Source organism: Thalassococcus sp., assembly GCF_982780845.1.
Map to the genome: position 1 here is coordinate 69,779 of NZ_CEYADA010000008.1, position 11,908 is coordinate 81,686.

Sequence of the window (11,908 nt, forward strand, 5' to 3'; positions counted from 1 at the left end):
GCTCAGTACCGGATGCGCGGATCAAGCACCGCGTAGAGGATGTCGATCAGGATATTCATGACAAAAATGGCGACAGCGGTGACCATGATCGCGGCTAGAACAACGGTGAAATCCCGTTGCAGGATCGAGTCGATCATAAGCTTGCCAACGCCGGGAAAGCCAAAGATCGTTTCGACCACCACAGCCCCGTTCAACAGCGCGGCGGCTTGGTCGCCAATCACTGTGATGACCGGCAACATCGCGTTGCGCAGCGCGTGAACAAAGATGATCGGCTTGTTGCGAAGCCCTTTGGCGCGCGCGGTTTTGACGTAAGCCGAACTTAGCGTCGACACCATCGACCCACGCACCACCTGAAGGATCAGGCCAAAGGGACGGATAAACAGAACCGCGATGGGCAAAATCCAGTGCCAGACCGTACCGGTGCCAGATGTCGGCAGCCATCCAAGCCCGACAGAAAAGATCACGATGGAAATAATGGCGATCCAGAAATCAGGGGCCGATGCACCGATCAGCGAAAAGAACGTCGCGATGCGGTCAAACACCCCACCGATATGGAAGGCGGCAAGGGACCCGATGACAATCGCGGCCACCGTGACCAGCGTCATGGTGATCAGCGCCAGTTGAAGCGTCCAGACAAAGGCCTGCAAAACCACATCAATCGCGGGGGCAGAGCGGCGGATCGACATGCCGAAATCGAACTGCACAAGATCGCCGACGTAGCGGCCAAACTGTACAAGGATCGGATCATTCAGGCCGTGAAGTTCGCGAAACTGTTCGCGGCTTTCCAGCGATGCGTCGACAGGCAGGTACAAGGTTGTCGGGTCACCTGTCAGTCGGGAAAGAAAGAATACCAGTACCACCAGTCCCATCAGGGAAATCAGGCTGGCAAAGGCACGTTTCTGTAAGAAAGCGGTCATTTAAGCCCCCCTTGAGGCCAGAGGGCGCAACGCGGCGCCCTCTGATCTTGCGTTTACTTGAACGAGATCTGAGCCAACTGCAGCTCGGAGTTCGTCTTGATCGTCGGTTCAAAGTCCAGACGTTCGCCTACGCGGCTGAAGCCAACCATGTGGAACAGGAAGACATCTGTCACGTTTTCTTCGTGGATATAGGCAAAAAGGTCTTTCCACTTGGCTTCGCGCTCGGCACCAACGGATGCTGTCGCATCCGCAATCATGCTGTCGATCTTTTCATCGCACACGCCGGACTGAAGACCGTCACAGGCGTATTTGAAGAACATCGAGAACACCGGATCGCCGTTGGCGTTGTCGTGCTGTGCCTGAACCATTTGCGGGCCACGATCTTCGGCGAAGGGCTTGGAGTAGAAGTTCTCCCATTCGGCGACTTCGTACATTTCCAGCTTCATGTTGAAACCGGCATCCTGGAACATCGCTGTCAGCGCTTCCATGGTTTCCAGCACGTTGCCAAAGTTGCCTGTCCGACCGATCAGTGTGATTTCCTGATCCACATCGACACCATCTGCCTTGGCTTCTGCCAGCAGCGCTTTGGCCTACTCGGGGTCATAGGCGTAATGCGTCAGGTCCGTGTTGTAACCGATGGTCGACGGCGGCGTCATGCCTGTGGCCAGCAATGTACCGTTGGCAAGGATGGTACCCACAAATGCTTCGCGATCTACCGCAAGGTTCAGAGCCTTACGCACGCGCACATCGTTCAACGGCGCAACATCGTGATCAACGCGCAGGTACACCGTTTCCGAGTTCGGGTAGGAGTAATCCATGGCGTCGTTGGTCGCATCCTGGAGTGCGATATTTGGCGCGATGTCCGCTTCGCCTGTCTGAACCATGGCGGCGCGAACCGCGCTGTCAGACCGGAAGACGTAGTTTGCGGACTGAACCGCAGGCTGGTCACCCCAGTAGTTCGGGTTTGCCGACAGTTTGATGTTCTGGCCGACGTTATATTCGTCAAATGTGTAGGGGCCTGTGCCAACCGGCGTGGTGACAAAGCTGTCGACCGCTGTTTCCGCCGGTACCACTGTCATTGTGGACATCAGAAGCGGCAGGATCGGCTGCGCGGGGTTTGCAGTGATGTCGATGGTGTTCGCATCCACAACATTTGTGGTCAGCTCCATGCCGCCGAAATACTTGGCGCCGATCTCGCACACGATTTTGTCGCCGGTTGTACGGGCGATGGAATGCGCCACATCTTCGGCATCAAAAGCGCTGCCATCGTGGAAGGTTACATCTTCACGCAGGTGGAAGCGCCACGTGCCGCCGCCAATGTCTTCCCACTCGGTCGCAAGGCGCGGCTGAAGGCCCTGACCGGGCACCATTTCGGTGACCGTCTCGGCAATGTTCTGTAAAACGACGCGACCGATGTTGGACCGCGAGGACATGCACGGATCAACCAGGTCAAGCTCTTCCGACAGTACGACGGTGACCGAGTTATCCTGCGCCATGGCGGGCAAAGCCACGACCATCGCCAGCGCCGTTCCCTTAAGACAAGCTTTTAAATTCATTAACTTTCCTCCTCTGTGCAGCTGTCCCTCACTCCGGGCTGCTGCTTGCCCGGCGGGATCCTTGTTGCGCCTGTCCTCCCTGACCGACGCCGGTGATTCACAAGGATTGCTTCCTGTGTGATATCCCCAAAATTGAATTACAGTGATGCGTTGTAGGTATCATTTGGCTCATTCGAGGCATTGTGCTCATGCAGAAATCCTCCGCGTGCTCAGCGCCATCAGAATGGTCGACACCAGAATAATCGTGGACCCGATCCAAGCGGTCATCCCGACCGTTTCGCCGAAAACCCACCAAGCGGCGGCCGCGATCAACGGAAGCCGGATAAAGTCGATGGGCGCGATCAAAGAGGCATCGGCATACTGAAATGCGCGCGTCACCATCAGCTGGTTGAACGCCCCTATTGCCCCCTGCAATGCCAGCAGTGCCCATTCGACCGGCGTTGGCGTGGCCCAGAACCAAATCGCCGGGATCAACGCAATCGGAACGGTGGCAATCAGGTTCCACGCGACCAGCGTCTCGCTGCTTTCCCGCGCACCCATAACCTTGAGCATCAACTGGATCGCAGCCAGCAACAAAGCCGATGCAAAGGCGAACAACAGGGCTGGCTCAAACGATGCACCGCGCGGGTTCAGAAGCACCAGAACGCCGCCAAATCCGATAATGACCGCCAAGATCCGCAATGCCCGCGGGCGTTCCCGCAAGACGATCCATGCCCCGATCGACACGAATACCGGCGCGGCATAGCCGATGGCCGTGACCATCACCAAGGGCGCCTGCGCCAAAGCAAGGAACAACAGCAAAAGCGACGCAAGCTTCAATCCCGCGCGCAGCAGGTGCAACCCGTAGCGGCGTGTCACCAGAATTTCAGGACGACGCAAAATCCATGGCAGCATCGCCAGCAGCCCGAAGGCGGCGCGCGTAAAAGCCATAAAAAACGGGGAAACCTGCCCGGCAAGGACACGTACGATCAGAGTATCAATCGTATTCGCGACCGCGACGACCAACATGATCGCTACCCCTATTAGTGCGTTTCGCTCCAAATGCGTGTCCTTCCAGTCAGCAATCAGAGAAAACATTCATATCATCATATTTGTAAACACAAAAAATCATCAAAATAATCGTCACGAAAACAAGTCATTGACTTTGCTTGTTTTAAAACGATAAATTTACCAATTTTCCCTCAATTTACAAATCTATCAACTTGACAACTTTTAAATCAATTGACCCTTATCAACAAAAATTCAGGATTGAGAAGACATGATTCCCGAACCACCACCCACAACCCCGGAAAGCATCGCCAAACATATGGATGGCGCGTTGCGGCCCGCAGGTGGCGGGCGGCAGCTTGCCTTCCTTCCATCCCCGCGCGTTCAGAACCACGCGGCCTTCTTGCTTCGTGGAACTGACGGCAACCTGACTTGTGCGTGGTTTGCTGGTGGGCTTGAGGGCAAAGCAGATATCTGCATCCACAAATCGACGCTGGAAAACGGACAATGGTCCGACGCGGAACAGCTTACCAATGATCCCGATCATTCAGAACAGAACCCGGTTCTGTTCGATGCGCCTGACGGGCGGCATCTGTTGATCCATACGGCACAGCCGGGCGGCAATCAGGACCGGTGCACCATTCAGATGCGCGACCTGAACAGCGAGACGCGCGCACTTCCGCTGCCCTTAGGCAGTTTCGTGCGCGCCCGCCCCGAAATCCGGTCAGATGGCGCGTGGCTTTTGCCGCTGTTTCACTGCACCCACAGCCCCGGAGCGCGCTGGACAGGCCGCCACGACACCGCATCCGTTGCGATCAGCGCTGACAACGGCGAAACATGGCGGCGCGTTGAGGTTCCGGACTCGGTCGGTTGCGTGCACATGACGTTGGTTCCGCTGGGCCCAGACCACTACGCCGCCTTTTTCCGCCGCAGACAGGCGGATTACGTCTATCGCTGCGAAAGCACCGATGGCGGCGAAAGCTGGACCAGCCCGCAGCCAACGGACGTCCCGAACAACAACAGCTCCATCGGCGTGCGGAAACTGTCGGACGGCCGGATCGCAATGGTGTGCAACCCCACCAACGCCGCAATGGACCCCAGCCGCCGCGCATCGCTTTATGACGAACTCTATGACGATGAACGGCCCGAAGCCGATGGCGGCTGCGATGCCATTTGGGGCGTTCGGCGCGCGCCTCTGATCCTTGCCCTGTCCAGCGACGGCGGCCACAGCTTTCCTGACCGGATCATGCTGATGGACGGCCCCGGCACCTGCCTGTCCAACGACAGCGAAGATGGACGCAACCACGAACTATCATACCCTGCATTGGATGAGGCGCCGAATGGCGACATCGACGTATGCTTTACTTACCACCGGCGGGCCATTGCACACCTGCGCGTTCCGGCGGATGAACTGAAGGTTTGAAGATGATTGGCATTACCATGGGCGACCCCGCAGGCGTCGGCCCCGAAATTACACTGAAGGCGCTGGCGGAAATGAGCGCGGAGGACCGCGCCCAAACCCGTGTCTTTGGCAACCGCGAAACGCTTATGGCCGCGGAAGAGGTCGTGCAGACCGGCCTGTCGCCCGACACCGACTATGCATTGACCGACATCCCCGTCGAAGGCGCGCCGCTGCCCTTCGGCGTTGAAGACAAACGCGCGGGCGACGGGGCGTTTCATTTTATCCAAGCGGCGGTCCGCGCCGCGCAGAACGACGAAATCGGCTGCATTGTCACCGCACCGATCAATAAGGCCGCGCTGAATGCGGCTGGCCACCACTATGACGGCCACACAGGCATGCTGGCCGCGTTGACGGGGCAGAAAGGCGCATGGATGATCCTTGCGTCCGAGCGCCTGAAGGTCATCCACACATCGACCCATGTGTCACTGAAAGAGGCGATTGCGCGCACCTCGCCCGAACGCGTCCTTGAAACGATCCGCGCGGGTAACGACCACCTGAAGCGCATCGGCATTAAAGCCCCGCGCATTGCTATGGCGGGCCTGAACCCCCATTGCGGCGAAGGCGGGCTGTTCGGCGATGAAGACGACAAGTTGATTGCCCCCGGCGTTAAGGCAGCACAGGCCGAAGGCATTGATGTGACCGGCCCCATTCCGGGCGATACGGTCTTTGCCCGCGCCCACAACGGCGCGTTTGATCTGGTCATCGCGAACTACCACGATCAGGGCCACATCCCAATCAAACTGGTGGCCTTTGATACGGCCGTGAACGTGTCTGTCGGTCTGCCGATTGATCGCACATCAGTTGACCACGGCACCGCCTTTGACATCGCGGGCACTGGGGTTGCGGACCACGGAAACATGCAAGAGGCGATCGCCTACGCCCGACGTCTAGTGGAAGGAAAAAACACATGATCCAAGGTGTTTTCAGCGCTGCCACAACGCCCGTGGGCACAGATGGACATGTCCGGCTTGAGCTGTTTGCAGAACATTGTCGCGCACTTCTGGACGAAGGTTGCCATGGCATTGCCCTTTTGGGCACCACGGGCGAAGCAAACAGCTACTCGGTCAGTGAACGCAAAGCCCTGCTTGATGCCGCAAAAGGCTTTGGAGTTGCGGGCAATCAGCTTTTGCCCGGCACATCGACCTGTAATGTGCCCGAGACCATCGAACTGACCAGCCATGCCGTCGACAATGGCGTCTTGGGCTGTGTTCTGCTTCCTCCATTCTACTACAAAGGGGTCAGCGACGACGGCCTGTTCCGGTTCTATTCCGACGTGATCAAAGGCGTCGCGGATAGCCGTTTGAAGATTGTGCTTTATCACATCCCGCAGGTCACACAGGTGCCGCTGTCGCACGATCTGATCGACCGGCTTTTGAACGCGTTTCCGGACACCGTCGTTGGTATCAAAGACAGTGCCGGCGACATCGAGAACATGAAAGCCATGATCCAGCGCTTTCCGGGGTTCTCGGTTCTGGCTGGCGCTGATCCCCTCCTCCTTCCCCTGCTACAAGCGGGGGGCGCAGGCTGCATCACGGCGACCTCCAATCTTCGCGCCGACAGCCTGCGTCAAATTTGGGACAACTGGCAGTCTGGCGATGCAGAGATTGTCACAAAAGCCCAGGACCACATCAATGACTGGCGGACTCTGACCAATGCCTACGTCCAGTTGCCCACAGTAAAAACGATGGTTGCCCGTCGTCGGGGGAACAATGACTGGCTGAACCTGCGGGCACCGCTGGTTCCGCTCAGCGACGCGGAGCGCGACAACGTTTGGGCGCAGATGACACAACTTGGCGAGGGGCAGGCATGAACCGGCAGATCACAATCAACCAACCCGCCCGCCTTGAAATTGGTGCAGGCTCGGTCGCGACCGTCGGCGCATGGGCGGGCGACGCCCAGCGCGTGCTGGTTCTGACAGTTGATATTCTGCGCGATAAGGTCGCCAGCCTTGGCCTAAGCGGCTCAGTCACGGTTTACGATGATATCCCGCCCGAACCGGATGATCGCGCACTTGAACGTGCGCTGGATGTTGCGGGCAAACTGAAGCCCGACCTGATCATCGGTCTTGGTGGCGGATCGGTGATGGACATCGCCAAGCTGGTTGCCGTTCTCTGGGACCGCTGCCAGAACCTGACAGATGTGATTGGCCCCAACAAAGTGGCCAAGCGCCTGAGCCGTCTTGCCCTGATCCCGACCACAGCAGGAACCGGATCCGAGGCTGGCATTCGCGCCCTTGTCACCAATTCCGAAACCCAAGCCAAAATGGCCGTCGAGAGCCCGTTCATGGGGGCGGACCTTGCCGTTCTGGACCCCGAACTGACGATTTCAGTACCCGCCGCCGTAACCGCGGCGACCGGAATTGATGCTATGGCCCATTGCGTGGAAGCCTTCACCAATAAAAACGCGCATGACATGATCGACAGCTATGCCCGTATGGGCATCGGCCTTGTCGGGAAATACCTGCGACGTGCGGTCGAGAACGGCTCTGACACCGAAGCGCGCGAAGGCATGATGCTGGCAAGCTATTACGGCGGCATTTGCCTTGGCCCCGTGAATACGGCCGCAGGTCATGCGCTGGCATACCCGCTTGGCACCCGTCTGCACCTGCCCCACGGACTGGCGAATGCGCTGATCTTTCCCCATGTTCTGGCGTTCAATCAGCCGGAGCGTCCTGAAAAGACCGCTGAAGTGCTGTCCTTCTTGGGGCTGAAAGCCGGTGCCACCACAGAGCATGTAAGCGCCGAGGCCCACGCCTTTTGCGCATCGCTGGGCGTCGATATGAAGCTGGGCAATCATGGCGCGACCGAGGGTGATCTGCGGTCATGGGCAGAAGAGGCGCATGCCATTCGTCGCCTGATGGACAACAACCCCCGCGACATGAGCATTGATCAGGTCGAAGCGATCTACAAATCAGCGCTTTAGCCGTCGAACAGGCGGTCACGCGATCCTTCAAGGTGTTTGCGCATCAGCGTTTCGGCAGTTTCGCCATCGTGATCCGCAATCGCCTGATAAATCGATCTGTGTTCGCCATAGACGTGGTCCAAGCCACCCGCCGTCAGTTTGAGCGACCGCCCGTGGAACTGCATCCCGACCGCGATATGACTTTTCAAGGCATCCAGGGCGGTAGAAAAATACGTGTTGCCCGACGCCTCGGCGATGGCATGGTGGAACTGGAAATCCGCATCTTCGCGATGACGGTTCCGCGCCGTTGCATCGCGCATGATCTCCAGCGCGTCGTGCAGGCTGGACAGCTGATCGTCTGATCTACGTTCCGCCGCCAATCTGGCCGCTGCGGGTTCAAGCACAAGACGGAATTCATAGCAGCGACGCAAATCGCCAAGGTTTGCCAATTCGCCAAACCCCAATGGATCGCGCAGTCCCTGCTGGCGCACATAGCTGCCCGACCCCTGCCGCGAATAGATCAGGCCCTGTTCGCGCAGTTTGCGAAGGGCATCTCGGATGACCGGACGCGACACCTGCATTTCGTTGGCCAGATCCATTTCGGTCGGCAGACGTTCGTCATCGGTATATGCCCCCGACTTGATCGCACGATACATCTTGTCAAAAACAACATCCGACAGGTTTTTGCGCCGCTTCTCAATCATTCCGCGATCTTTGCCTCTTGTATCAATCGATGCAAGCTGTCCGGCGCGCCGAAGCCTCCGGATTTTGTGACGATCAAACGCCCGTTCGCCCGTGAGACCGGCAAACCCGGAAGGGCCTCGCCCACCATTTCCAGCAGCTCCATACCCAAAGCATCCAACACAGCTTCTGCCGTTGCTCCTCCTGACAGAACAAGGCTGTCGTGTCCTTCCAAAAATGCAGAGGCAGACGCGGCAAATCGCGCAGCCACCTCGGCGCGGTCATGCGCAACACCGTCATCACTGGCGTGTAGAACGGACGCCCTCTGATCAGGAACATCGCCCGCCCAAACGCCGCCGGGCGCAGAGATGACCGGCACACCGGCACCGCGCAAAATATCAAGCTGCTCCAGCGTGATCGGATCCGTCGATCCGATCGCCATTCCGATACGTCCCTTTAAAACCTGCGGCTTGATCGTTGCGGGCCCCGCCAAAGCCTGCGCGAGCCCCATTGCACCGACAAAGATCGTATCGCTCGGCGCCGCGTCGACGGCCTTGGCGATATCCGCATCGCAAAGTGTATCCGGAATGATTGCCTGCCGCCCGATGACCGGCGCAATCGGGATAGGCGTAGAAACACCAAAGCCGTCAACACATCCATCACGCACCACACGCCCGAATTGGGGAATGGCAGGCGCGACCAAAAACGGCACGTCCGGCAACACCGAAAGCTCGGCCGCGATATGACCCTTCAGGCGCGAGTCGACCTTTTTGAAAAGCCGCATATCATCGGGGCGTTGCGCGACAACCTGCGCCATAACCGACCGCGCCTGTTCTGCCGGAATTTCCCGCGAACGGGTTGAAACCGCCACCACGTCAGCCCCGCTATTCAAGGCATCCAGCAGCGCATCCGGCCCGCTTGCGACACAGACGCGACGGCCAGCCAAGGCAAAAGGCGCGGACGAATCCAGTGCGCCCGTCAGGTCATCAGCAACGATCAGCCACCGGGATTTGCCAATTTGTTCAGACAATTCTCTATGATACTTCTTTTATTGATATTTTTCTCATCTGTAGATTTACATCTTGCGAAATTTTTTACAACATCCAAGCCACACAAGGGGGATGTTTTCATGATCGATCTGACCCACCTTCGGTCTTTCGTTGCCGTCGCAGAAGAACTGAATTTTACACGCGCGGCGCGACGCCTGAATATGACGCAGCCGCCCTTGTCACGGCAAATCGCGCTCTTGGAACATGAGGTGGGTGTCAAGCTCTTGGATCGGACCAACCGGTCGGTTCGGTTGACCGCAGCGGGCAAGCGGCTTTTGGTTGATGCCATCGATATCCTGATGCGCACAGAAAACGCGACGCTTTATGCGCGGCAGGCCGAACTGGGCGAAGTGGGCGCAATCAGCCTTGGATTCGTGCCGTCAGCCGCGATCGAACTGATCCCCCAAGTCGTTGAAAAGCTGCAAGAGGCCCTGCCCGGCGTTCAACTGACCTTGCGCGAAATGCTGACCTACGAGCAGATCGAAGCGCTGATGGCGGGCACTCTCGACATCGGGATTTTTCGTCTTCCCAAGCGTCGCTTGTCCCTGCCTCTTCGCAAAATCTGGTCAGAAGGGCTGGTTCTGGCCATCCCGCGAAGTCACCCGCTGGCCGAAAAGGAAGATGTCAGCCTGAGGGATCTGGACGACGAACCCTTTATCGGCTTTTCCGCGGATCGCGGCGGATTTCTGATCGGGATTGTTCAGGGGATGTTGAATGCGCAGGGCGTGTCGCCACGCCTACGATTTTCCGTTTCGCAAAGCCACACGATTATGTCCCTTGTAAATCAGGGACTTGGCCTAAGCATTGTTCCTGCCTGCAACCGCAAGATCGCCCAAGCAAACACCGTCATTCGCGAAATCGAGCAACCGATGGATGCAACCGCCGACATGTACATGGCGTTGGGTCCGAAAGAACCCGATCCGATCATCGCCGAGGTCGCTGCCCTGATCGAGGCGACATTTCAGAACTGATCCGCCATCCAGCAAACATCACATGATTGTCGCCGACGCCCCCAATTGATATGGGGCGCAAGAGTTTTGCGAACGGAAGACACAGATGCGCGCAGCGATTGGCACCTCGGACTATCACGTCATGGGGGAAACCTTCATCAACCGGCATATCGCCCACCTTTTCGGGGGCAATACCGTCGTGATCGCAGGTCGCAGCAACGGCGAAGACCCCTATGGCAAGCCCCTGTTCGTGCGCCGGTCGAAACTGACGGGCGAAGACCTGATCAGCCTGCCATTCTGGGCGCTTTGGAACAACGTCGCCCATGCTACATCGCGCCTGCCCTTCGGGTCCGGCAAGCGGGCCTTGGCTGAGTTTCTGGAAAGCGAACGTGTTGAGGTTATTTTGGCTGAGTTCGGCACGCAGGCGCTTGCGCTGGCGCCGTTGGCCAACGAACTGGCGATCCCAATCTTCACGTATTATCGCGGCACGGATGCGTCGAAAGCGCTGCAATCCAAACGCATCCAGCGCGCCTACCGGTTGATGATGCCGCGTCTGGCTGGCGTCTTCTCGGTCTCGCAATTCCTGCTTGATAATCTCGCCCGCCATGGTGTGCGGCATAAGAATGCCCATGTCATTCCGTCCGGCGTGGATGTGCGCCGCTTTCAACCTGCCGAAAAGCGCCCGAACTCCTGTCTGGCCGTTGGGCGGTTCGTCGAAAAGAAGGCCCCGCTGACGACCTTGCAAAGCTTTGCCGAAGCCACGCGCGACATTCCCGAAGCAACGCTGGATTTCATCGGGGACGGCCCGCTGTTTGACGACACCAAGGCGTTGGCCACCCAGTTGGGCGTTGCGGATCGCGTCAATTTCCACGGGGCCCAGTCACATGAAGAGGTCCGCAAAGTGCTGGCAACGACCGAGTTCTTTTTGCAGCACTCTGTCACCGCAAAAGACGGCAACACCGAAGGCCTGCCCACCGCCATCCAAGAAGCCATGGCCTGCGGCTGTATCACAGTATCCACGCACCACGCCGGCATCCCCGAGGCAATCGACGAAGGCCGCACCGGTTTTCTGGTGGATGAATACGACCAACCGGGCTTTACCAAAGCCATCGCCAAGGCCTTTGCCGCGCCCAACCGTTCGCAAATGGCACTCGACGCACGCACGGTCGCCGAACAGCGTTTCGACAACGACATTCTGCTGAAAAAACTGGAAGCAGAAATTCAGCGCACGCTGGCAAATCGCTGAGACTTTAGCACCTTCCTGCAAAGCATTGATTTACCGGCTTCTTGGCCGAGTGACGCCACTTTGCCCGTCGTGATAAGGGAATTACCATAGAAACCATTGAAATCGCTTGTGGATATTTCTGTGGTTTGATCGTGTATATGAAACCAAATGGGGCTAAAT

12 protein-coding genes are annotated in these 11,908 nt (G+C 58.0%); 6 read left to right on the forward strand and 6 right to left on the reverse strand.

Features of this window, described 5'->3' with window-relative positions:
• Positions 1-2 precede the first annotated feature (2 nt).
• From AC4FIA_RS10755 to AC4FIA_RS10770, 4 genes are all read right to left on the reverse strand, one after another.
• Positions 3-917 carry an ABC transporter permease gene (locus tag AC4FIA_RS10755; RefSeq protein WP_287474088.1) on the reverse strand — a complete coding sequence of 305 codons (915 nt, stop codon included), beginning with the start codon at positions 915-917 and terminating at the stop codon, positions 3-5.
• 53 nt (positions 918-970) lie between these two features.
• Entirely contained in the window at positions 971-1,465 is a 495-nt protein-coding gene (locus AC4FIA_RS10760) for a hypothetical protein (protein WP_490365839.1), read from the reverse strand.
• Between the two features lie 42 nt (positions 1,466-1,507).
• Entirely contained in the window at positions 1,508-2,473 is a 966-nt protein-coding gene (locus AC4FIA_RS10765) for an ABC transporter substrate-binding protein (protein WP_490365840.1), read from the reverse strand.
• 186 nt (positions 2,474-2,659) lie between these two features.
• Positions 2,660-3,550, reverse strand: coding sequence for a DMT family transporter (locus AC4FIA_RS10770; RefSeq protein WP_490365841.1), 891 nt, complete (start codon positions 3,548-3,550; stop codon positions 2,660-2,662).
• 181 nt (positions 3,551-3,731) lie between these two features.
• Here AC4FIA_RS10770 and AC4FIA_RS10775 point away from each other — a divergent pair, with 181 nt between their 5' ends.
• Genes AC4FIA_RS10775 through AC4FIA_RS10790 form a run of 4 tightly spaced genes read left to right on the forward strand, consistent with a single transcriptional unit; the run spans position 3,732 to position 7,844 of the window.
• Entirely contained in the window at positions 3,732-4,883 is a 1,152-nt protein-coding gene (locus tag AC4FIA_RS10775) for a sialidase family protein (RefSeq protein ID WP_490365842.1), read from the forward strand.
• A gap of 2 nt (positions 4,884-4,885) precedes the next feature.
• The gene (gene pdxA, locus AC4FIA_RS10780; protein ID WP_490365843.1) at positions 4,886-5,833 is read left to right on the forward strand and encodes a 4-hydroxythreonine-4-phosphate dehydrogenase PdxA; all 948 of its coding nucleotides are present in this window, start codon (positions 4,886-4,888) and stop codon (positions 5,831-5,833) included.
• Positions 5,830-6,732 carry a dihydrodipicolinate synthase family protein gene (locus AC4FIA_RS10785; protein WP_490365844.1) on the forward strand — a complete coding sequence of 301 codons (903 nt, stop codon included), beginning with the start codon at positions 5,830-5,832 and terminating at the stop codon, positions 6,730-6,732. The genes pdxA and AC4FIA_RS10785 overlap by 4 nt, the downstream gene beginning before the upstream one ends.
• Complete coding sequence (locus AC4FIA_RS10790) at positions 6,729-7,844, forward strand: iron-containing alcohol dehydrogenase (protein ID WP_490365845.1); 1,116 nt, start codon at positions 6,729-6,731, stop codon at positions 7,842-7,844. Before AC4FIA_RS10785 ends, AC4FIA_RS10790 begins: the two co-directional genes overlap by 4 nt.
• Here the strand turns inward: AC4FIA_RS10790 and AC4FIA_RS10795 are convergent.
• Both AC4FIA_RS10795 and AC4FIA_RS10800 read right to left on the reverse strand, forming a co-directional pair.
• On the reverse strand, positions 7,841-8,527 hold the full coding sequence (locus tag AC4FIA_RS10795; RefSeq protein ID WP_490365846.1) for a FadR/GntR family transcriptional regulator: 687 nt from the start codon (positions 8,525-8,527) through the stop codon (positions 7,841-7,843). The two genes, AC4FIA_RS10790 and AC4FIA_RS10795, sit on opposite strands and share 4 nt — an antisense overlap.
• Entirely contained in the window at positions 8,524-9,534 is a 1,011-nt protein-coding gene (locus AC4FIA_RS10800) for a four-carbon acid sugar kinase family protein (protein ID WP_490365847.1), read from the reverse strand. Before AC4FIA_RS10800 ends, AC4FIA_RS10795 begins: the two co-directional genes overlap by 4 nt.
• 99 nt (positions 9,535-9,633) lie before the next feature.
• On the opposite strand from AC4FIA_RS10800, the gene AC4FIA_RS10805 reads away from it, so the two are divergent.
• The gene (locus AC4FIA_RS10805; RefSeq protein WP_490365848.1) at positions 9,634-10,524 is read left to right on the forward strand and encodes a LysR family transcriptional regulator; all 891 of its coding nucleotides are present in this window, start codon (positions 9,634-9,636) and stop codon (positions 10,522-10,524) included.
• An 85-nt stretch (positions 10,525-10,609) separates the two neighbouring features.
• On the forward strand, positions 10,610-11,749 hold the full coding sequence (locus tag AC4FIA_RS10810; protein ID WP_490365849.1) for a glycosyltransferase: 1,140 nt from the start codon (positions 10,610-10,612) through the stop codon (positions 11,747-11,749).
• The last annotated feature ends 159 nt before the right edge of the window (positions 11,750-11,908 follow it).

Excerpts from the sequence above, each read along its gene's own strand:
- AC4FIA_RS10755 (WP_287474088.1), bottom strand. The coding sequence starts at position 917 with ATGACCGCTTTCTTACAGAAACGTGCCTTTGCCAGCCTGATTTCCCTG.
- AC4FIA_RS10765 (WP_490365840.1), bottom strand. The coding sequence starts at position 2,473 with ATGAATTTAAAAGCTTGTCTTAAGGGAACGGCGCTGGCGATGGTCGTG.
- AC4FIA_RS10770 (WP_490365841.1), bottom strand. The coding sequence starts at position 3,550 with ATGTTTTCTCTGATTGCTGACTGGAAGGACACGCATTTGGAGCGAAAC.
- AC4FIA_RS10775 (WP_490365842.1), top strand. The coding sequence starts at position 3,732 with ATGATTCCCGAACCACCACCCACAACCCCGGAAAGCATCGCCAAACAT.
- pdxA (WP_490365843.1), top strand. The coding sequence starts at position 4,886 with ATGATTGGCATTACCATGGGCGACCCCGCAGGCGTCGGCCCCGAAATT.
- AC4FIA_RS10785 (WP_490365844.1), top strand. The coding sequence starts at position 5,830 with ATGATCCAAGGTGTTTTCAGCGCTGCCACAACGCCCGTGGGCACAGAT.
- AC4FIA_RS10790 (WP_490365845.1), top strand. The coding sequence starts at position 6,729 with ATGAACCGGCAGATCACAATCAACCAACCCGCCCGCCTTGAAATTGGT.
- AC4FIA_RS10795 (WP_490365846.1), bottom strand. The coding sequence starts at position 8,527 with ATGATTGAGAAGCGGCGCAAAAACCTGTCGGATGTTGTTTTTGACAAG.
- AC4FIA_RS10805 (WP_490365848.1), top strand. The coding sequence starts at position 9,634 with ATGATCGATCTGACCCACCTTCGGTCTTTCGTTGCCGTCGCAGAAGAA.
- AC4FIA_RS10810 (WP_490365849.1), top strand. The coding sequence starts at position 10,610 with ATGCGCGCAGCGATTGGCACCTCGGACTATCACGTCATGGGGGAAACC.